We start from the raw sequence: 21,976 nt of genomic DNA on the forward strand, positions 1-21,976 counted from the left end.
TCAGCTAAGGTTTACCTAAGCCAAACCTACCCTATCAGGAGAGCATCATGAGTCGGGAAATCAACAAAGACACGCAGCTTTGCATGTCCCTTTCCGGTCGTCCGGGAAATTTCGGTACCCGTTTTCATAACTACCTTTATCAGGCGTTAGACCTGAATTTCGTCTACAAGGCGTTCACCACTCAGGATATCGAGGCCGCCGTCAAAGGCGTTCGCGCGTTGGGGATCCGTGGCTGCGCGGTCTCCATGCCGTTCAAGGAAGCCTGCATTCCGTTCCTCGACGAACTGGATCCTTCCGCAACCGCCATTCAGTCCGTGAATACCATCGTCAATGACGACGGTTTCCTGCGCGCCTACAACACCGACTACATTGCCGTCGCCAAACTGCTCGACAGCCATAAAGTGCCGCGCGATGCGGTATTTGCGCTGCGCGGCAGCGGCGGAATGGGCAAAGCGGTGGTCGCCGCCATCCGAGACGCCGGTTTCAAAACCGGTTATATCATTGCGCGCAACGAAGCCAATGGCCGCGCACTGGCAGAAGAATACGGCTACCAATGGAAAGCCGACGTCGGTGATTTGGCCGTCGATATGGTGGTGAACGTCACGCCAATCGGCATGGAGGGTGGCCCGGAAGTGGATTCGCTGGCCTTTGCGCCAGAGGTCATCGACCGCGCCAGCATCGTCTTCGACGTCGTCGCCCTGCCAGTCGAAACGCCGCTGATCCGCTACGGCCGTGAGCATGGCAAAAAAGTCATCACCGGCGCAGAAGTCGCCGCGCTGCAAGCCGTCGAACAGTTCGTGCTGTACACCGGCGAACGCCCGTCGGATGAACTGACCGAAGCGGCGGCGGAGTATGCGCGGGGTTGATGGTTGTAATCGACTGACGTAAAAACAAAAAAGCCCTGACGGCAACGTCAGGGCGGTGGTCATTACTGCACCAATTTTTTTAAATCAAAAAGCTATCGAACCAGACACGGTTTCTTCGGATCAAACTTCCAGTCCGGCACCAGGAACTGCATTCCCTGCGCATCATCGCGCGCGCCCAGCCCCATCCCTTTGTAGAGTTCGTGAGCTTTCATCACCTGATCCATATCCAGCTCAACGCCCAGACCCGGTTGTTCCGGCACGCGCACTTTGCCGCCTTTGATTTGCAGTGGTTCTTTGGTCAGGCGCTGATTGCCTTCCTGCCAGATCCAGTGCGTGTCGATGGCGGTAATTTTGCCCGGCGCGGCAGCGGCAACCTGCGTAAACATCGCCAGCGAGATATCAAAGTGGTTATTGGAATGAGAACCCCAGGTCAGGCCCCATTCGTGGCACATCTGCGCCACGCGCACCGAGCCCTGCATCGTCCAGAAATGCGGATCCGCCAGCGGAATATCCACGGATTTCAGCTGGATGGTATGGCCCATCTGACGCCAGTCGGTGGCGATCATATTCGTTGCGGTCGGTAAACCGGTCGCCTGACGGAATTCCGCCATGACTTCACGCCCCGAGAAGCCCTGCTCTGCGCCACACGGATCTTCCGCATAGGCCAGCACGCCGCGCAGCTGTTTGCCGAGCGCGATGGCTTCATTGAGCGACCAGGCACCGTTCGGATCCAGTGTGATGCGCGCCTGCGGGAAACGCTGCGCCAGCGCGGTCACGGCTTCGGCTTCTTCGCTGCCCGCCAGCACGCCGCCTTTCAGTTTGAAATCATTGAAGCCGTATTTTTCATACGCGGCTTCAGCCAGACGCACGACGGCAGCGGGCGTCAGGGCTTCTTCATGGCGCAGGCGATACCAGTCGCAGCTCTCGCCTGGCTGGCTCTGGTAGCCGAGCGAGGTTTTGTTACGGTCGCCGATATAGAACAGATAACCGAGCATTTCAACTTCATCGCGCTGCTGACCGTCGCCAAGCAGGGACGCCACCGTCACGCCCAGATGTTTACCGAGCAAATCCAGCATCGCCGCTTCAATCGCGGTGACAACGTGGATCGTTGTGCGTAAATCGAAGGTTTGCAGCCCGCGACCGGAAGCATCGCGGTCGGCAAATTTTTCGCGGACGGCGGTCATGACGTTTTTGTATTCGCCCAGCGTTTTGCCGATCACCAGTAACGCAGCATCATCCAGCGTCTGGCGGATTTTCTCGCCGCCCGGCACTTCGCCCACGCCGGTATTCCCGCTGCTGTCCTTGAGGATCAGGATGTTACGGGTGAAAAACGGTGCATGCGCACCGCTGAGGTTGAGCAACATGCTGTCGTGCCCGGCCACCGGGATCACCTGCATGGAAACAATTTTTGGTGTAGATGAAGAGGTCATAGCTAACTCCTGAGTGAATTCGGATTCCGTTATCGGCGGCCCATCGCCGGGCGCTTGCGATCGAATTTCCAGCCGGGGATCAGGTACTGCATCGCGACGGCATCGTTGCGCGCACCGGTCGGCAATTTTTTGTACAGCTCATGGGCGCGGTGGATCTGATCCCTGTCGATCTCGATCCCTAAGCCCGGTTTGTCAGGCACTTTGATTTTCCCGTTGACGATTTGCAGCGGCTCTTTGGTCAGGCGCTGATTGCCTTCCTGCCAGATCCAGTGCGTATCAATCGCCGTCGGTTTACCCGGCACGGCCGCGCCGACATGGGTGAACATCGCCAGAGAAATGTCGAAATGGTTATTGGAATGGCAGCCCCAGGTCAGGCCCCATTCATCACACAGTTGCGCCACCCGCACCGCACCGTGCATGGTCCAGAAATGCGGATCCGCCAGCGGAATATCGACGGACTGCAACATCACGGCGTGCTGCATCTCGCGCCAGTTGGTCGCGATCATGTTGGTGGCGACCGGCAAACCGGTGGCGCGGCGGAATTCGGCCATCACTTCGCGGCCTGAAAAGCCCTGTTCCGCGCCGCACGGATCTTCCGCATAGCTGAGGATCCCGTGCAGGTTTTTACACAAATCAATCGCTTCATCGAGCAGCCACGCGCCGTTTGGATCGACGGTAATCCGCGCATCCGGGAAGCGTTTTGCCAGCGCTTTCACCGCGTCGATTTCCTGCTCGCCCGGCAATACACCGCCTTTGAGTTTGAAATCTTTAAACCCGTAGCGATCTTGCGCAGCTTCCGCCAGTTCCACCACCGCGTCGCTGTTCATGGCTTTCTGATGACGCAGGTGATACCAGTCGTGAACGCCGCGCGCCCCCTCCTGATACGGCAAATCTGTTTTCTGCCGGTCGCCGATATAGAAGAGATAACCGAGCACCGTCACTTCATCGCGCTGTTTGCCCGGCCCGAGCAGCTCGCACACCGGCACGCCGAGGAATTTGCCCATCAGATCCAGCAGCGCAGCTTCCAGCGCCGCCACCGCATTCACGCGCAACTCAAACGTCCATGCCCCTTTACCAAACGAATCGAAATCCGACGACTGATTACCCACATGAATCTGATGCACCAGCCGGTTCATCCGTGCCACTTCCTGGCCTTTGACCTGTGCGATGGCGTCCACCAGCGTGTTGTAAATCACTTCGCCGCCCGGCGCTTCACCCACGCCGGTGTTCCCGGCGCTGTCAGTCAGAATAACGATGTTACGGGTGAAAAACGCACCGTGTGCCCCGCCGATATTCATCAACATACTGTCGTGCCCTGCCACAGGAATAACCTGCATGTCAGTGATGACCGGGGAAGATTGCGTACTCATCGTGATACTCCTTTTACAGTGCTTGCGGAACCGTAAGGACGTAACTGGATACGTTCAATTTTGCCAACAATAAAGACGTAGCTGATGACGGCGAGCAGTGCGTGGATGCCGACGAAGACCAGTGCGCCATTAAAGGAACCGGTAGTACCGATAATGTAGCCGACCGCAATCGGGGTGATGATGCCGGAAACGTTACCGAACATGTTGAACAACCCGCCGCTCAGCCCGCTGATTTCTTTCGGTGCGGTATCGGCCATGACGGCCCAGCCCAGTGCGCCCAGCCCTTTGCCGAAGAAGGCGAACGCCATGATCCCGACGACCATCCATTCGGTATCGACGTAGTTACAGGCAATCATCGACATCGACAACAACATGCCGATAACGATCGGTGCTTTACGGGAAAGTGTCAGGTTGTTGGTTCTGCGCATCAGCCAGTCGGAAATAATCCCGCCCAGCACGCCGCCGAGGAAGCCGCAAATGGCCGGAACCGACGCCACCATGCCTGCTTTAAGAATGGACATGCCGCGTGCCTGAACCAGATACACCGGGAACCAGGTGATGAAGAAGTAGGTCAGCGCATTGATGCAGTACTGGCCGATGTAGATGCCAATCATCATGCGGGATTTCATTAACTGTTTGAGCTGTGAGGCTTTCTCACCTTTGATTTTCGCCTTTTTAGTGACTTTCTGATCCATATTGATCAGCGCACCGCCGGCTTCCATGTAGTCGAGTTCGGCCTGATTGACGCCCGGATGATCTTTCGGATCGTGGATCACTTTCAGCCAGATGAAACTCAGGATGATCCCCAGACCGCCCATGAAGAAGAATACGTGCGACCAGCCTACGGCGTGGGTCAGCCAGCCCATAATCGGGGCGAAAATAACCGTCGCGAAGTACTGCGCGGAGTTAAAAATCGAGACCGCGGTGCCGCGTTCCTGTGCCGGGAACCATGCCGCAACGATCCGGCTGTTACCCGGAAAAGAAGGTGCTTCAGCCAGCCCGACCAGGAAACGTAAAACAAAGAGGGAAACCACGATGCCGAAGCCGCTGAATATATCGACGAACCCTTGCAGCAACGTGAATAATGACCAGATAAAAATACTGTAGAAGTAGACTTTTTTAGAACCAAATTTATCCAGTAACCAGCCACCGGGTATTTGCCCGATAACGTAGGCCCAGGAGAATGCCGAAAATATAAAACCCATCCCGACAGAATCAAGACCGATATCTTTTGCCATTGCCGACCCGGCAATAGATAACGTCGCGCGGTCGCCGTAATTAAATGATGTGACTATAAATAACATCACCACGATCCAGTAGCGCGCATTTGTTCTTTTTTTCACGGCACTGGCTGATGAAACGATTGTTTCCATGATGTTCTCCGGAATTGATAGTGATGCAAATACCCAAAGATATACGTCGTTCCAGCCAGCCGCAGAACTGTAGGGTTCAGAGAGGAAGGAAGAATGCCAGTATAAGAACAACCGGAATCCAACTCATTAGGCAAAGTGACAAGCATGGAAAGCGCTTTGCATTTATCTTGAGGCGAATGCCCAGCACCCTGCGAGTCAGTTCACGAAAAGAGAAAGGCTTGTGACTGATGTCACGTTTATTTAAGACGGCAGTTTTTTCCTGAAAATATCCAATGACGAAATATTTTCAGGACGGACACATTAATTACATCTGATCGTTATCTAACTGAAGCGCCACATACAGCAACAGGCGGTCGTCGAAATTACCCAGATCCAGACCGGTTAATTCTGAAATACGGTTTAAACGATATTCCAGCGTATTACGGTGAATATAAAGCGCTTTAGACGTTGCCGTCGGTTGCACATTATTATGGAACCAGGACGCCAGGGTGCGACGGAGTAATCCGTTGCCGTCAGTGGCTTTAAGACGCGCCAGCGGCCGCACCAGCTCACCGGCCTGCCAGCCGCCGCGAAGGCTGTCGAGCAGTACCGGCAAAATCAGATCCTGATAGAAATAACAACGCTGTTCGGGCATGCGCTGTTTGCCGACAGTCATGGTAGTTCGGGCGGTGCGATAGGATCGGGCAATGCTGCCGGGGCCGCTGAAGAAGTTACCGAGGGAAATACGCACACGCAGGCGACCGGTTTCGGTCATGCGCGAAAGCAAGTGATCGATCCGCTGCCGGTGGCCGTCCGGATCCCAGCGATCATAGCTGTTAAGCGCAGGTTTCAACACCACCATTTCGGTAAGCGAAACAATGGCGATCAGGTTATCGCGCTCCGGCGTGGTCAGTAAGGTTTGCAACTGTTGCAGCTCCGCCATCGCGGAATCCACACCCAGCTGACCGCTGTCGACTTCGACCACCGCCGCCACACGCGGGCGATTCAGGTCAATGCCCAGACGCTGCGCCCACTCCATTAATGCCGGAGAAAGTTCGTCCACGCGAATCAGGTTAAGCACCAGTTCTTCGCGCAAACGGCTGTCCTGTGCAAGCATATGTAACAAACGCGCCTGCTCAAGCATCATTTCTGCGGTCATGCAGACCAGCTCACCGTACTGGCGTAACTGCGACGGATTGCCCGTCAGGCCAACCACGCCGACAATCTGCCCGTCAATACGCAGCGGCAGGTTGATCCCCGGACGTACGCCGTGCAAATGCCGTGCAACGCCTTCATCAATATCGACAATACGTTCCTGTGAAATCGACAACAAAGCACCTTCATGCAATTCGCCAAGACGCTGATCGTCGCCGCTACCAATAATTCTTCCCCGTCCGTCCATGACATTCACATTACTATCAATGATTTGCATTGTTCGGGCAACAATTTGTTGCGCCAGCTTTGCATCGAGTTGATACGCTGACATGATCCCCTGCCTTGCCTGTTTTATCGTTGTCAGAACAGCATACTCAGCGGTTTACCCCGACACATTATGCAAATGCCCAAAGAGCGAAAGCACCTATTGAAGTTGCGTGTAAGGTCACATTTTTAAGCAAATGCACAAGAAAATGCAGGCGGGGATCGGAAGATAAAGACATAAAAAAGGCACGCCGGAGCGTGCCTTGCAGAACTGCCTGTGGATTATTGCGCCAGCAGGTAGATTGAAGAGTCACCACGCTGAATATCCAGCGCCAGTACGGACGGCTTGGTATCCAGAATTTTACGCAGCTCGCCTAAGTTAGCGATTTTCTGCTGGTTCACACCCAGGATCACATCGCCTTTTTTCAGGCCAATGCTCGCGGCTTTTGAACCCGGTTTCACTTCGTCAACTTTCACGCCTTTCTGATCGCCCGCGACGCCATTGCTCAGCTCAGCACCTTCAATGCCGGTGAAGATATTGCCGGATTCAACTTTAGGCGTCTGCGTGCTTTGCTCAATGGTCACGTCAACGTTCACCGGCTTGCCGTCACGCAGCAGGCCCAGCGTCACTTTGGTGCCGATTGGCATAGTGCCGATATCCGCGCGGAACGACGCGAAGCTGCTGATTGGCTTACCGTTCATGCTCAGGATAACGTCACCGGCTTTAATACCCGCTTTCTCTGCGGCAGATTTCGGCATGACCTGGCTGATGAATGCGCCGCGCTGTGCGTCAACTTTCATCGCTTTCGCCAGCTCGGAGTTCAGCTCGGTCCCCATGATGCCCAGTTCGCCACGTTTCACCTGGCCAAATTCGATCATCTGTTTGGACAGGTTTTTCACCATGTTACTTGGGATCGCAAAACCGATACCGATGTTGCCGCCGTCCGGTGCCAGGATCGCCGTATTCAGACCAATCAGTTCACCGTTCAGGTTAACCAGCGCACCACCAGAGTTACCGCGGTTGATCGCCGCATCCGTCTGGATGAAGTTTTCATAGTTTTCGATGTTCAGGCCGGAACGTCCCAGCGCAGAAACAATACCGGATGTCACTGTTTCACCTAAACCATACGGGTTACCGATAGCCACGGTGTAATCACCCACGCGCAGTTGCTCGGAATCGGCCATTTTAATCGCGGTCAGGTTTTTCGCATTTTGCAGCTGAATCACCGCGATGTCAGAACGTGGATCTTTACCGATCACTTTCGCATCGAATTTACGGCCATCGTTCAGCTGTACGCTGATTTTTGTCGCGTTATCAACAACGTGGTTGTTGGTCACAACATAGCCTTTATCTGCATCAATAATGACGCCGGAGCCCAGTGCGCGGAAATCTTCTTTCTGTTCAGGAGCCGGTTGGCCGTCCTGAGCACCGCCCTGACAAACCGGGGAGCCCTGGAACGGCGAACCGTCCTGGCACAGCGGAGAGTTCTGGCCAAAGAATTGCTGGAACTGCTGGCCCATGCGCGGTGTTTTCACCGACGCGCTGCCTTCAACGTTCACACTCACCACGGATGGCATCACTTTTTCCAGCATCGGCGCCAGACTTGGGAGCTGTGTGGTGCTGGAAGAGGCGGTTTCGGCCGCCAGAGCAGATGAAACCGGGGCAATTGCCATACCAATACTTAACGCTAAAGCGCTGAGGAATAAAGTCGATTTTTTCATTTTTCAGGATCTCTTTAAATTATTGTTGGTAACCAAATTAGTCACATTGCTGTGTTGTAGTGATACTGAGATGATATTTAAACCATGAAGTTCATCACGGAAATCCGGTGAATAGTAAAAAAGTATTGTCAGCATTTACAAAAGACGCTTTTTCAAACAGATTCGTAAAGAAAATAAAAGACGTATAAAGATGTAACGTAAGTGAGTGTTATTCAGCGGCCATCAGGCGACGGTATTCGTCGTAGGCGTAGAGATCTGTCATGCCGCTGATATAATCCTGAATCATTCTCGCCCGGTAATAGAACTCCTGCGCGGAAAATTCCGAAACACCTGCGCCTTCGAGCGCCACGACGGCATTGTTATACGCCAGACGGTGTTTGGCAGAAATCTTATGCAACAGACGGGTTTCTATAGGATATTTCCTGTGCGTGTCTTCCTGTACTAACTGGCTGAAATCAGACAAGGGCATATCGAGCAACGGGCTGTAAATATCCAGTAATCCGCTGATCACCCGGTAGCCCTGTAATTCCAGCTCTTCGACTTCAGGGTGGTTGAATACCTGTTTAAACGCCACCGACTTATAAATTTCTAACAACCGGTTCGCCTGGCTGTCATCTTCGAGCAGCGCGTGATTAAAGGTCCCCTGATAAACCTCTTCGATATTATCAATGAATCTGCGCGCAGCGTGGGGCACCAGCTGTTTAACCGTCTGAACACGAAGCTCCATAAAGAAATAATCCACCGGATTGCGGAATGTCTTCGCTTTATCCATTTTTTCATAGGCGGTGCGAACCACTTTATCGAAAAAGTCGTTTTTCTCGATCTCGCCCCATTCACGGCAAAGATATTTATAGAGCTCTTCGACGCTGAAAATGTTTTTCTCGACTGCATCTTCCAGATCAGCAATGCAATAAGAAATATCGTCTGCCGCTTCCATAATGTAGGTCAGCGGAAAGCGGTTGAACTCTCCTAACCCGAGCTGGCTGCGCAACGCTTTAATAAACGCCTCTTCCGCCAGATAAAAGCCTGGCTTTTTCATCAGGTAATCGTGCGAAGGCAAGCGGATCATCGAATACGCCGGACGGGTATATTTCAGGATGCACGCCGTCTGGCTGTAGGTCAGGTTAAGTTTGAGCAACGTAAACACCAGGCGAATGGCCTGCGCGTTGCCTTCAAAATTGCTGAGATCATAACGGATTTTGCTGCGCAGATGATTCAGATCAGCCTCATCCGGCGTCAGTCGTAAACAGGCTACCAGGCAGGAATCGGTTTCCGGTGGCGATTCACCACAACTTTCGATATCCAGGCGCTTTTTGAACCAGTTGTTGATTGCTGATTCGCCAAAATGCCCGAACGGCGGGTTACCGATATCGTGCATCAGACAGGCCATTTCGACCACGCTTTCGAACGGATCGGTGACATCGCTCAGCCCGTAGACGTCGAGTTTGCCCTGACGGTCGAGGCGATGCAGGATTTCTTTGGCAATGTGGCGGCCCACCTGCTGAACTTCGAGGGAATGCGTCAGGCGGCTGCGGACGGCGGCGTTTTTTTCCAGCGGAAAAACTTGTGTTTTTTGTTGCAGGCGGCGGATGGCGGCAGAATTGATAATACGCCCGCGGTCGCTCTCAAACTGACGGACGACGTCGTACGCATCCCGCGCCTCAATCGGGGCGCTAAACGGGCGCTGAAAATTGAATTTCGCTTTAAAATCGATCCCGGACATGATTCCCACCTTTTCAGCCACTCACGCGTCCAGCCCAGACGTGTTTTGCCTGACAAAACCCGAAGCCCAAACGCATTATCTCTTCCCTTTAGCCATGATAGACTATTGCACATTGTTTTCGTTATTAAACCGTCAATTCCGCACCTGCTGCGGTTCATTTCACCCCAATCTGCGAGTATTCATATGAAAGTAGGCATTATTGGCGCAATGGAGCAGGAAGTGACCCTGCTGCGCGACAAAATCATCAACCGTCAGACGATCGAACGCGCTGGCTGTGAAATCTATACCGGCCAGCTGAACGGCGTGGACGTCGCGCTGCTGAAATCAGGCATCGGTAAAGTGTCTGCCGCGATGGGCACCACGCTGCTGCTGGAACATTGCCGCCCGGATGTGGTGATCAACACCGGTTCTGCCGGTGGTCTGGCAAAAACGCTGAAAGTCGGCGATATCGTGGTTTCCGACGAAGTTCGCTACCACGACGCGGATGTCACCGCATTTGGTTATGAACCGGGCCAGATGGCAGGTTGCCCGGCGGCTTTCATCGCGGCTCCGTTTTTGGTCGAACTGGCTGAAACCTGTATCCGTGAACTGGATTTGAACGCAGTACGCGGCCTGATTTGCAGTGGCGATGCTTTCATCAACGGCGCAGCGCCTCTGGCCCGCATCCGTGCCACCTTCCCGAACGTCGCTGCCGTGGAAATGGAAGCCGCCGCAGTCGGCCATGTTTGCCATCTTTTCGACACGCCTTTCGTGGTCGTGCGTGCCATTTCTGACGTCGCAGACACAGAATCTCACCTGAGCTTCGAAGAGTTCCTGGTGGTTGCTGCACAGCAATCCACGCTGATGGTCGATGCCATGCTGAAAGCACTGGCCGCTTCCGAAGCGTGATCATGCGCCGGTTCTGTCTTTTTTTGATTTGTCTGTCGCTGCCTCTGGTGGCGACAGCGGCACCGGCGCAGCGGGTGATCAGCCTCGCGCCCAATCTGACAGAACTGGCGTTTGCTGCGGGCATGGGCGATCAGCTGGTCGGAGTTAGTGCTTACTCCGACTTCCCGCCCCAGGCCAGCAAGCTTGAGCAGGTTGCAAACTGGCAGGGAATGAACGTCGAACGCATTGTGACGCTGAAACCGGATCTGGTGCTCGCCTGGCGCGGCGGTAATCCGCAACGTCCGCTTGATCAGCTGACGTCTCTGGGCATCCACGTCATTTATCTCGACCCGCAGAATGCACAAGATGTGGCAAAGGCGCTGGAACAGCTGGCAACCTACAGCCCGGAACCCGCAAAAGCCCGGCAGGCAGCCAGTGATTTTCGTCAGCAATGGCAGGCCCTGAAGCAGAAGTATCACCGTGAAATACCGGTTCCGGCGTTTATTCAGTTCGGCACTCAGCCGCTTTTTACCGCTTCATCCGCGACAATGCAAAGTGAAGTGCTGGAAGTCTGTGGCGCCAGAAACGTTTTCGCCGACAGCCGTGTTCCGTGGCCTCAGGTCAGCCGGGAGCAGGTTTTAAGCCGTCAGCCACAGGTTATTGTTATATCGGGGGGAAAATCGCAAAAAGCGATCATTGAAGGGTACTGGCATTCCCTGCTCAACGCGCAGGTTATCGCACTCGAACCGGACTGGTTCAGCCGCACGGGGCCACGTATTTTGCTGGCCGCACAACAGCTCTGCCCTCAACTTGTTGCCTTGCCTCAAAGGTGAATACTTACTAACAAAATGCGTTTCTGCCGAAATCTGTGCGGTATCGCACTTTTCCGAATTGTTCTTTTATTAACCAAAATCAAGAATCCAGCACTGTCATCTGGTAACATGCCTGTCGTAGAATTATCCGGTTCATGCATTTTCCCCGCTTTCACGTTATCTCTTTGTTGTACAAACGAAATAATAAAAGTCACGCCAGAACGTTAAAAATAACGTCACTAAAAGGCATGACTGGCATCCAATTCATAAGAAATTTGGATTGAAGGCCGCGAAAACATTACCGATAACCTTTTCAGCCCAGGCTGATTTTATTGTGATTACACCGGCAGGAAAAAATATTAATGAAAGTACTCTTACTCAGCGTGCTGCTGGCATTGAGCCCGCTGGTCGCGGTTGCAGGCATGACAAGTGGTGATATCCATATCAGCCTGACCATCTTACCGACCTGCAAAGTCGATGTGGCGCATTCCGGCACGTCCGTTACCTGTGCCAGCCGCGCGATGATGCAGCCACACATCAGCGAAATGATGCTCGCTTCGGTGCCGGGCATCCGCACCGACTCCAGGCTGGTGACGGTGGAATGGTAAATTGCATGTGAATGCTTACTTACCTCAGCGTCCGCCATCAACCATTAAAAAAGCCCGTCTGCATCCGCAAACGGGCTTTTTTTTGTTCAGTCCTTGTATACCCAAAATCATTCATGTTGCATCAAGGCGGCAACTGAACGAATCCCCGGGAGCTTACATGAGTAAGTGACCGGGGTGAGTAAAGGCAGCCAACGCAGAGGCGGCTTGAAGGATGAAGGGTAATCAGATACTGAAAGAAGAGCCGCAACCGCATGTCGTCTTCGCGTTTGGATTCGTCACCACAAAACGTGACCCTTCCAGACCTTCGGTGTAATCCACGGAGCCGCCCACCAGATATTGCAGGCTCATCGGATCGACCACCAGCGCCACGCCTGATTTCTCAATGGTCATGTCGCCGTCGTTGATTTTGTCATCAAAGGTAAAACCATACTGGAAACCACTGCAACCGCCACCGGTGATATAAACACGCAGTTTCAGGTTCGGGTTTTCTTCATCAGAAATCAGGTTCTTCACCTTCTTCGCTGCGTTTTCAGTAAACTGTAACGGCAACGCAGCAGTTTCATTCAACAATGCTTCGCTCATAATCTCTCGCTCCCAATCCGCATTTGTTCAGGCCGCCGGATTGACTGTCTGAATAATGTACTCATTATCTTATACCTGAGTTAATGCTTCAAGTATGGGGTGTTTTGGTCGCGCTGTCCTGACTATTGGTGCCTTTCGTCTCAGATTCGGCTTCCGCTTTTTCGGCATTTTCACGTTCCTGCCTTTGCAGGGTGCGGGTCAGAATGGCGGAATACAAGGGCTTGCCACCCAAAAATTGCGCCAGCAGCGTTGCGCCCAGGCAGGTGATAATCATCGGTAAAATCAGCTGATAGTTATCGGTCATTTCCAGCACCAGCACAATCCCGGTGAGCGGCGCACGCACGCTGCCCGCAAATAACGCGCCCATTCCGGCAATCGCAAAGGTCGCGGGCTGAATACCGTATTGCGGGAAGAAGTACAGTGCAGCGGTGCCAAACGCCGTTCCCAGTAAGGTACCGAGCGCTAACATCGGCGCGAAAATCCCGCCCGGCGCGCCGGAGGCAAAGCACAACAGCGTGGTCGCCACGCGCACAACAAAGATAAACAGCAGCATCAGCAGGCTGTATTTCCCCGCCGCCGCCAGCGGGATCAGCGCGAAACCGCCGCCTGCCGCTTCCGGCTGAACCAGCCCGATCATTCCGCAGAAACCGCCCAGCACGCCGCCGATAATCAGGATTTTCTTCAGATTACCACCATGAATTCGCGCGAACATATCCTGCGTGCGGAAAATCAGCGCATTAAAACTGACGCCCACCACGCCAAACACCATACCTAACACCAGATAAAGCCACAGCGTATTGAGCGGTGCGCTCGCCAGTTTCCCGACTTCAATCACCGCGCCGTCGCCGTTGAAAATGCGGAAGACAATGCTCGACATAATCACGCCGATAAACACCGCTTTAATGGAAATCAGGCTGTAGCGAAATTGCAGGCGCATCTCTTCGAGAATAAACAGGATCCCCGCCAGCGGAGCGTTAAAGGCCGCCGAAAGCCCCGCCGCCGCGCCGGTTGCCAGCAAAGAATGGCGCGCTTCGGCGCTGCGCAGCCGGAAAATATCCACCATCATTTTCCCGACGTTTGCGCCCATCTGCACGGTCGGCCCTTCCCTGCCCAACACCATGCCCGCGCCGAGTGTGCCCATCCCGCCCAAAAATTTTACCGGGATAACGCGCCACCATCGAACCGGCCGTAATTCTTCCAGCGCGCCTTCAATTTCAGGAATGCCGGAACCGCCCGCTTCCGGGGCAAAACGCTTTACCAGGTAATAGCCAAACATCGCCAGCGCGGCGGAAACCACAAAGGTCAGCGGCCACAGCAGGATCGCGTAATCACTGAAAAAACCCAGCCCCGAGAGGCGCAGGTGCATCACCCCGTTCACCGCTTTTTCGAACGCCACGCCGAGCAGCCCGGCGACGGTACCAACGACCGCCGCGACCATTAAAATCGTCAGCGGCGTTTTGTCGCGACGCAGGAAAAGACGCAGCACTTCACTGCGTTTACGGGGACCGCGCAGGCGAGGATTATCTAAATGTTCAGAGTCTGATTCATTCATTGCGTGAAAGATTATTCGGAAAGAGTTAGGAAAGATTGATGGATTTAATCATACAAAACGCCCGTCTGACAGGATCTGCAACAATATGCCGCACGGTTTACGGTTTGATAACGCCGCCCAGTTCACTAGAATGGGCGCAACAACATTCTTATTACATACAGAACCCAGCAATTCAGGAGCCGAATAATGAGTAAGTCAGAAAGTCTGTTCACGCAGGCGCAAGCGCTAATTCCGGGCGGTGTTAACTCGCCGGTACGTGCCTTCTCCTGCGTCGGCGGCGTCCCCTTATTCATTGCGCGCGCAGATGGCGCGTTCCTGTTTGATGTCGATGGCAAAGCCTACATTGACTATGTCGGCTCGTGGGGCCCGATGGTGCTCGGCCATAACAACGCGGAAATCCGCAACGCGGTTATTGAAGCAGCACAACGCGGCCTGAGCTTTGGCGCACCGACCGAAATGGAAGTCAAAATGGCCGAACTGGTTACTGAACTTGTGCCCAGCATGGACATGGTTCGCATGGTGAACTCCGGTACCGAAGCGACCATGAGCGCCATTCGTCTGGCTCGCGGCTTCACGCACCGCGATAAAATCGTCAAATTCGAAGGCTGCTATCACGGCCACGCCGACTGCCTGCTGGTGAAAGCCGGTTCCGGCGCGCTGACCCTTGGCCAGCCCAACTCGCCGGGCGTGCCTGCTGATTTCGCCAAACATACCCTGACCTGCACCTATAACGATCTGGAGTCTGTCCGTGCGGCGTTTGAAGAGTTCCCGGACGATATCGCCTGCATCATCGTGGAGCCGGTCGCGGGCAATATGAACTGCGTGCCGCCACTGCCGGAATTCCTGCCGGGCCTGCGTGCGATTTGTGACGAGTTCGGGGCACTGCTGATTATCGACGAAGTGATGACCGGTTTCCGCGTCGCGCTGGGCGGCGCTCAGGATTACTACGACGTTGTGCCTGACCTGACCTGTCTGGGCAAAATCATCGGCGGCGGTATGCCGGTGGGCGCATTTGGTGGACGCCGTGACGTGATGGAAGCGCTGGCACCAACCGGTCCGGTGTATCAGGCGGGGACGCTTTCCGGTAACCCGATTGCGATGGCCGCCGGTATTGCCTGCCTGACGCAGGTAGCCCAGCCGGGCGTTCATCAGACCCTGACCGAACGTACCACGCAACTGGCAGAAGGTTTGCTGGAAGCCGCAGAAAAAGAAAACATCCCGTTTGTGGTAAACCACGTCGGCGGCATGTTTGGCCTGTTCTTCACCGATGCCAAAACCGTCACCGGCTATCAGGACGTGATGAAATGCGACGTTGAGCGTTTCAAGAAATTCTTCCACATGATGCTGGAAGAAGGCATTTATCTGGCACCTTCCGCGTTCGAAGCGGGCTTCATGTCTCTGGCCCACACGCAGGAAGACATTCAGCGCACCATCGACGCCGCGCGCCGTTGTTTCGCTAAATTGTAATCAGATAGGCTCCCTCCCCTGCGAAGGGGAGGGTTGGGGTAGGGTATTAATGGCAACTCAAAAGTTGTTTGCTAAACCCCCTCCTGGCCTCCCCCTTCGCAGGGGCGGGAGAACTAACTCGCCTGTTTTCTCAGAAGATAGATAAAGTAAGGCGCGCCGATAAAGGTTGCGAGCAAACCGGCTGGGATCTGGTTCGGGAAGATCACCATTCGGCCACACCAGTCCGCGAAGACCATCAGCAGGCCGCCGAGAATACTCGCCACCATCCACTGCGGAACGGCGCGGCGGAATCCCATCATGCGCGCCATATGCGGTGCCATCAGCCCGACAAAACTCAGCGGCCCGACGGTCAGCGTTGCGGCAGCCGTCATCACGGCGGCCAGCAGCAGAATAGCCATGCGCGTTGGCGTCAGCGCCAGGCCGACGGATTTCGCAGTCACGCTGCCGAGCGGCAAGATATTTATCCAGCGGCGGCAGAGTGGCACGATAGCCATCAGCAGCGCAGCCAGCGCCAGCGTTCGCCACGCCACCGGCGCAGTCACTGAATAGGTCGAACCGGAAAGCCAGGTCAGCAACCCGCCCATACGCGGATCACCGCTGGCCAGCAGCAGCGTCATCAGCGTGGTGAAGGCGGTACTCAGCGCAATACCGGTCAGCAACATCCGTTCCGCGGAGAAACTGCGCAGGCCGGAGGCGACCATAATCACCAGCAACGTTAATGCCGCGCCGGCACTGCCCGCAGGCAGCAACCAAACAAACGCATCGCCGGGAACGATAAACATCATCACCACGACGCCGGTCGCCGCACCGGAGCTGATCCCCAGCACTTCCGGGCTCGCCATCGCGTTGCCGGTCAGTTTCTGAATCAGCACGCCGGAAGAGGCCAGCATAATCCCTGCCGCCAGCGCCGCCAGTACGCGCGGTAAACGCCACGGCAGCAGCGCCTGTAAATCTGCGCCCGTCGCCCAGTTCCAGCCTGTCGCATTGCGCCCGGCCATCAGCGCCACCACCAGCCCGGCGATCAGCACCAGCAAAGCCAGCGCAACCCAGCGCACCAGATGGTGACGTTCATTGGGCACATTGTCGCCCTGATTCATCGGCGGCGGCGTCATGCTGTTACGCAGACGCGGCAGCAGCCACAGCAGCAGCGGCGCACCGACTAACGCAGTCGCGGCACCGGTCGGGATTTCCATCCAGATTTGTGTCACGTACTGCATCACCTGATCGGTGAGCCACAGCAGCAATGCGCCAATCAGCGGAGCCATCACCAGACGCGCGGTCAGACGACGTGCGCCCAGCATTTTCGCCAGAAGCGGCGCAAACAGGCCGATAAAACCGATGATCCCGACGGCGTTGACCAGCTGCGCACTCATCAGAATCGCCAGTGCCAGCACCGCCAGACGCGCTGCCGATAACCCCAGACCGAGGTTTTTCGCGACGCCGTCATCCAGCCCGAGCAACGTCATCGGACGCTGCAACAGAAACGCCAGCAGCCAGACGATAATCACACGCGGCAGTAAAAACGTCGCAACATCCCAGTCCTGCTGCGTCAGAGAACCGCTGCTCCACATATACAGGCTTTGCAGCCCCTGATAGTTGAAGATGCCGATCAGGCCATTCACCGCGCCGCAATACAGACCGAGCACCAGACCGGCCAGAATCAGCGTCACGGGCGACATGCGTTTGCCCCAGGCGATCCCGAAGACCAGCCCGCCGATCACCACCGCGCCAGTCATCGCGGCAAACTGCTGCGTGATCATACCGCCCGGCAGCGCCCAGAGAGTGGCGATCGTCAGGCCGAGCTGCGCGCCCGCCGAAACGCCCAGCGTCGCCGGTTCAGCTAACGGGTTGCGTAATACCTGCTGGAACAACAAACCGACCAGCCCCAGACCGGCACCGGCCAGCAGCGCGACGGCGATACGCGGCAGCGAGCTGTAGTGGAAAAGCATCTGCTGAACATCGTCGATATCCGGCTGCCAGAGCGCACCGCGCCATAAGTGATAAGGCAATTGCTGATGCAGGTTGTAGAGGCTGAGCGCACCGGCCGCCAGCGCCAGAACCAAAATAAGGATCAGCGAAACGCAGAGTGAGCGGCGGTTCATACCGGTTTCCCCAGTGTGCTGTTCAGGATTTTACAAAAATGCATGGCGCTGAACGTTGCGCCGTAGAACCAGACGGCGGGCACAACGCTGAACTGATTTGAACGGACGAAAGGCATCGATTTCCACAGCGGCGTTTTGGCGACCGCGTCCATGATGTCGGCGCTGCCATGATCAAAGCACAGCACGCGGGCATTTTTAATGCGGGTCAGGCGTTCAACGCCCACTGACACGCTGCCCCAGAAACTGCCTTCGCCGCCCCACGCATTGGTCAGCCCGACATCGCCCATAATTTCATGGAACATGCTGCCCTGACCAAACACCAGAACGTGGCGCGGATCGATAAAGGTCATCAGCAGCACCGGCTGTTGCGCCACCGGTTTCATCAGCTCACGCGTTTTCACAATCGTGTCGTTATAAACCTGCAAATGTTGTCCGGCGCGATCCTGCAAACCGAGCGTATCCGCCAGTTTATGCAGCGATTTGATCGCCAGTTGCATCGGTTTCGCGCTGCCGTCATTGGCTTTGACGCCCAGCACCGGCGCGATGGTTTCCAGCTGTTTGGTGTCCGGGCCATAACCTTCGGTTATCAGCAACAAAGACGGTTTCAGTTGCTGGATAAGCTCCATGTTGGGCTCGGTGCGCTGGCCGACATCAATGACGCCGGGCGCCAGCGGCGGTTCCACCACCCACAGGTTGTAATTGGGGATATCGGCAATCGCCAGCGGCATTACACCGAGCGCAATCAGCAGTTCGGTCGGCAGCCATTCGAGGGTCACAATGCGGCCCAAATCGGGGCGCGAGGCAGACAGCGCTGGCAGGGAAGTCAGTAACGGGGACAGCGCCATCATCTGTAAAAGGCGACGGCGCGTCAGCCCTGAATAATGTTGAATATCAGACATATCAGTAAACAAAGCTTACCGGCGCACCGCCCGCAGGATGCGGAAGAATGCCCATCGGAATACCGTAAATTTGTTCGAGAACGTCACCGCGCATCATGGCTTCTGGCGCGCCCTGCACGATCATCTCGCCGCCGCGCAATGCCATCAGCTCATCGCAATAACGCGCTGCCATATTCAGATCATGCAATACCACGATCACGGTTAAGCCTTTCTCACGGCTCAGACGCTGGATCAGCGCCAGCACGTCTTTCTGATGCGCGATATCCAGCGCAGACGTCGGTTCGTCGAGCAGCAGACAGCGGCTGTCCTGTGCGACCATCATCGCCAGCCACGCGCGCTGACGCTCGCCGCCGGAGAGGCTGTCGACCAGACGCCGGGCGAACGGTTTCAGGCCCACCAGCGTAATCGCTTCTTCGACTTTTTCTTTGTCCTGATGTTTGAAACGCCCCAGTGCGCCGTGCCACGGATAGCGGCCAATCGCCACCAGTTCCTGCACCGTCATGCCTTCTGCGGCCGGAAGTTGCTGCGGCAGATACGCCACCTGACGCGCAAACGCTTTGCTGTCCCATTGGGTGAGAGGCGTTTCATTCAGGTAAATCGTCCCGGACGTCGCCGGTTGATGTCGTCCCAGCATTTTTAACAACGTCGATTTCCCAGAGCCGTTATGGCCAATCAGCCCGCACACTTTCCCTTGCGGGAAGGTCAGCGACAGCGGTGCGAGCAACGTTCGCCCCGGCACTGAAAAGCTGACATCTTGCAGGCGAAAGACGCTGTCAGGCAGCGATGAAGATGGGTGGACGTTGTTATCAGGCATAGGATTTTCTACGTTGACGTCTGGAAGTGAACAGGAAACGGGCACGACCAGCGTGCCCGGATTTAACTTCTTAAAACTTTTAGAAACGGAAGGTTGCTGTTGCGACAACCTGACGATCCGAACCCCAGTAACAGGCGTAATCGCGGTAGCAACTTGCAACGTACTCACGATCCAGCAGGTTATTGACGTTCACGCCCACGGAAGAGCCCGGCATACCGAAGCGGGCCAGATCGTATTTCACGGTAGCGTCAACCAGCGTATAACCGGCCACGTTGAAGGTCTGGTTATTTTTATCCGTTGTCGTGTAGAAGCTGGAGCTTGAACCAAAGTAACGCACACCAGATCCAACAGTCAGCCCGCTGAGCGCCGTTTCGTGGAAGGTGTAATCAGCCCACAGTGACGCCATGTTGGCCGGCACTTCAGCAGGACGTTTGCCTTCATACGCGGTGTCATGCGTGTATTTCGCATCCGTGTAGGTGTAAGACGCCGTCATGTTGATGTTAGCGGTGACCGCAGCCTTCGCTTCAAGCTCAACACCCCGCGAACGAATTTCACCGGACTGCAGGCTGAATGCGCTGTCCGTCGGATCCGCTGTCAGGTTTTTGTCTTTGGTCAGCTGATAAACCGCAGCGGTGAGGCTGATCGGACGATCGTTCGGGATGTATTTGATCCCGGCTTCATACTGCTTGCCCATCGAAGGATCGAACGGCTGGCCTTGTTTGCTGGAACCGGCAGTCGGCTCGAAGGACTCGCTGTAGCTGAAGTAAGGTGAAATCCCGTTATCAAACAGGTAGTTCAGACCACCGCGCCACGTAAACTGTTCGTCATTGATCTCCGCAGTCGTATTGCTCGAACGGGTAAGCGTTGAGGTTTTCGCGAAGTCGTAACGGCCGCCGAGGGTCAGGATCCACTGGTTCCATTCCGCCTGATCCTGCGCGTACAGCCCGGTTTGTTCCTGACGATTCAGGACTTCATACGGGAAGTACAGCGAGACATTGCTGTTGCCGTACTGCGGGTTGCTCATATTCAGATTGCTGGCGCTGCCGTAATCGGCATCGATGTCATTACGCATACGCATGTAATCCACGCCCATCAGCAGGGTGTGATCGACATCAGCGGTAGCAAATTTAGCCTGCGCCTGAGTATCCACATCGAAGTTAGCCAGTTTCTCTTTTGACTGAACATACGCGCGGCTCATCACGCCGTTAGAAACGTAACCGGTGCCGTAAACGCTTTTGTACTCAGTATCCAGCTTGGTGTAACGCAGGTTCTGGCGAACGGTCCACGTATCGTTAAAGCCGTGTTCGAAGCTGTAACCGACCATTTTCTGGTTACGGGACATCTTGTTGCTTTGCTCGCCTTCGTTGAAGTCGGTTGAAAGCTTGTGCGCTTTCCCGTTGGCATCGTAATAAGGCACAACGGTGCCTTCACGCGGCAACCAGCCATAGAAACCGGCATCCGGATCGTTCTGGAAGTTGCTCAGGAAGGTGAAATTCGTTTTATCGTCAGGACGCCAGGTGAAAGATGGCGCGATGCTGTAACGTTTTTCTTTCGACATCTCCTGCTGGCTGTCCTGGCTACGCGCCACGCCGGTCAGGCGATAAGAATAGACGCCAGCATCATCGATGGCATCGCTGAAATCAAAGCCCGTCTGGAACAGGTTATCCGTACCCATTTTGAACTGCACTTCTTTAAGCGGTTCAGTGGTTGGACGCTTGCTGACCATGCTGACGACGCCGCCCGGATTACTTTTTCCGTACAGGACAGAAGACGGGCCACGCAGCACTTCAACGCGCTCAAGCATGTACGGATCCATCGACACTTCAGAATAGTTATCACCCTGAAGTTTGATGCCATCGAGATACTGGTTGGTGTTCACAGAAGTGAAACCACGGATCGCGATCGCGTCATACGTGGATGAACTGCCACGGCTGGCGAAGACACCCGGCGTGTATCCCAGCGCTTCTTTCACGGAAGCCGGCTGTTTCATGTCCATCTCTTCGCGGGTGACCACAGAAATAGACTGCGGGGTTTTCACCAGTGGCGTATCGGTTTTGGTGCCGGTCGCGCTGTGCTTTGCCGCAATAGTTGCCGCAGGGCCCCACGCCGATTCCTGCCCGGCTTGCGCAGACGTTGAACTGGTGACGTTAATCGTATCTTCTTTCGCAGACGCTGTGGTTGCTGCACCTGCGTAAAACGCGGTGGAGCTCAGAACTGCGGTGATGGTTAACGCGAGCGTCCGACGCTTAAATGCGCCTTTTTGGACTGAGGTTGAAAGCGTGCATTGAGAAGCCATTGCGTTATCTCTGGAGTGGTAATGGGAATGTAAACGATAATTATTATTATGACCGTCGCATAATATGCGCATTGCGCGGAGCTCTGCAAGCCTAT

At 55.1% G+C, this 21,976-nt stretch carries 17 protein-coding genes; 5 read left to right on the top strand and 12 right to left on the bottom strand.

What is annotated here, in order from left to right; translation table 11 throughout:
• Positions 1-47: 47 nt before the first annotated feature.
• Positions 48-866 carry a shikimate 5-dehydrogenase gene (locus ACM5QY_RS00755; protein ID WP_416118815.1) on the top strand — a complete coding sequence of 273 codons (819 nt, stop codon included), beginning with the start codon at positions 48-50 and terminating at the stop codon, positions 864-866.
• Positions 867-958: 92 nt separating this feature from the next.
• On the opposite strand, the gene gudD is transcribed toward ACM5QY_RS00755, so the two are convergent.
• From gudD to dgt, 6 genes are all read right to left on the bottom strand, one after another.
• Positions 959-2,296, bottom strand: coding sequence for a glucarate dehydratase (gene gudD / locus ACM5QY_RS00760; protein WP_416118816.1), 1,338 nt, complete (start codon positions 2,294-2,296; stop codon positions 959-961).
• Positions 2,297-2,325: 29 nt separating this feature from the next.
• The gene (locus ACM5QY_RS00765) at positions 2,326-3,666 is read right to left on the bottom strand and encodes an enolase C-terminal domain-like protein (protein ID WP_416118817.1); all 1,341 of its coding nucleotides are present in this window, start codon (positions 3,664-3,666) and stop codon (positions 2,326-2,328) included.
• Positions 3,663-5,039 carry an MFS transporter gene (locus tag ACM5QY_RS00770; RefSeq protein WP_416118818.1) on the bottom strand — a complete coding sequence of 459 codons (1,377 nt, stop codon included), beginning with the start codon at positions 5,037-5,039 and terminating at the stop codon, positions 3,663-3,665. The genes ACM5QY_RS00765 and ACM5QY_RS00770 overlap by 4 nt, the downstream gene beginning before the upstream one ends.
• A 304-nt stretch (positions 5,040-5,343) precedes the next feature.
• Positions 5,344-6,504: a CdaR family transcriptional regulator gene (locus ACM5QY_RS00775; RefSeq protein ID WP_416118819.1), complete on the bottom strand. Its 1,161-nt coding sequence runs from the start codon at positions 6,502-6,504 to the stop codon at positions 5,344-5,346.
• Between the two features lie 215 nt (positions 6,505-6,719).
• Entirely contained in the window at positions 6,720-8,159 is a 1,440-nt protein-coding gene (gene degP, locus ACM5QY_RS00780; RefSeq protein WP_416118820.1) for a serine endoprotease DegP, read from the bottom strand.
• A gap of 208 nt (positions 8,160-8,367) precedes the next feature.
• Entirely contained in the window at positions 8,368-9,882 is a 1,515-nt protein-coding gene (gene dgt, locus ACM5QY_RS00785; protein ID WP_416118821.1) for a dGTPase, read from the bottom strand.
• 183 nt (positions 9,883-10,065) lie between these two features.
• Between dgt and mtnN the strand changes: the two genes are divergently transcribed.
• From mtnN to ACM5QY_RS00800, 3 genes are all read left to right on the top strand, one after another.
• Positions 10,066-10,770, top strand: a complete 705-nt coding sequence (mtnN, locus tag ACM5QY_RS00790; protein ID WP_416118822.1) for a 5'-methylthioadenosine/S-adenosylhomocysteine nucleosidase — start codon at positions 10,066-10,068, stop codon at positions 10,768-10,770.
• Positions 10,770-11,582 carry a vitamin B12 ABC transporter substrate-binding protein BtuF gene (btuF, locus tag ACM5QY_RS00795; protein WP_416122793.1) on the top strand — a complete coding sequence of 271 codons (813 nt, stop codon included), beginning with the start codon at positions 10,770-10,772 and terminating at the stop codon, positions 11,580-11,582. The genes mtnN and btuF overlap by 1 nt, the downstream gene beginning before the upstream one ends.
• A gap of 341 nt (positions 11,583-11,923) precedes the next feature.
• Positions 11,924-12,169, top strand: coding sequence for a hypothetical protein (locus ACM5QY_RS00800; protein ID WP_416118823.1), 246 nt, complete (start codon positions 11,924-11,926; stop codon positions 12,167-12,169).
• A gap of 222 nt (positions 12,170-12,391) precedes the next feature.
• Here the strand turns inward: ACM5QY_RS00800 and erpA are convergent, their stop codons facing one another.
• Together erpA and clcA are read right to left on the bottom strand one after the other, a co-directional pair.
• The gene (gene erpA / locus ACM5QY_RS00805) at positions 12,392-12,751 is read right to left on the bottom strand and encodes an iron-sulfur cluster insertion protein ErpA (RefSeq protein ID WP_369825840.1); all 360 of its coding nucleotides are present in this window, start codon (positions 12,749-12,751) and stop codon (positions 12,392-12,394) included.
• Positions 12,752-12,839: 88 nt separating this feature from the next.
• Positions 12,840-14,303, bottom strand: a complete 1,464-nt coding sequence (clcA, locus tag ACM5QY_RS00810) for a H(+)/Cl(-) exchange transporter ClcA (RefSeq protein WP_416118824.1) — start codon at positions 14,301-14,303, stop codon at positions 12,840-12,842.
• A 186-nt stretch (positions 14,304-14,489) separates the two neighbouring features.
• On the opposite strand from clcA, the gene hemL reads away from it, so the two are divergent.
• On the top strand, positions 14,490-15,770 hold the full coding sequence (hemL, locus tag ACM5QY_RS00815; protein WP_416118825.1) for a glutamate-1-semialdehyde 2,1-aminomutase: 1,281 nt from the start codon (positions 14,490-14,492) through the stop codon (positions 15,768-15,770).
• A 113-nt stretch (positions 15,771-15,883) separates the two neighbouring features.
• Here hemL and fhuB read toward each other — a convergent pair whose 3' ends face one another.
• The 4 genes from fhuB to fhuA all read right to left on the bottom strand — a co-directional run bounded on the left by fhuB (position 15,884) and on the right by fhuA (position 21,881).
• On the bottom strand, positions 15,884-17,872 hold the full coding sequence (fhuB, locus tag ACM5QY_RS00820; protein ID WP_416118826.1) for a Fe(3+)-hydroxamate ABC transporter permease FhuB: 1,989 nt from the start codon (positions 17,870-17,872) through the stop codon (positions 15,884-15,886).
• Positions 17,869-18,771, bottom strand: a complete 903-nt coding sequence (gene fhuD / locus ACM5QY_RS00825) for a Fe(3+)-hydroxamate ABC transporter substrate-binding protein FhuD (RefSeq protein ID WP_416118827.1) — start codon at positions 18,769-18,771, stop codon at positions 17,869-17,871. Before fhuD ends, fhuB begins: the two co-directional genes overlap by 4 nt.
• Position 18,772: 1 nt before the next feature.
• A complete protein-coding gene (fhuC, locus tag ACM5QY_RS00830) occupies positions 18,773-19,585 on the bottom strand; it encodes a Fe3+-hydroxamate ABC transporter ATP-binding protein FhuC (protein ID WP_416118828.1) in 813 nt (270 codons plus the stop codon).
• Between the two features lie 79 nt (positions 19,586-19,664).
• Positions 19,665-21,881, bottom strand: a complete 2,217-nt coding sequence (gene fhuA, locus ACM5QY_RS00835) for a ferrichrome porin FhuA (RefSeq protein WP_416118829.1) — start codon at positions 21,879-21,881, stop codon at positions 19,665-19,667.
• Positions 21,882-21,976 lie beyond the last annotated feature (95 nt).

Origin of the sequence: Rahnella sp. PCH160 (assembly GCF_047784855.1) — a bacterium.
GTDB lineage: Bacteria > Pseudomonadota > Gammaproteobacteria > Enterobacterales > Enterobacteriaceae > Rahnella.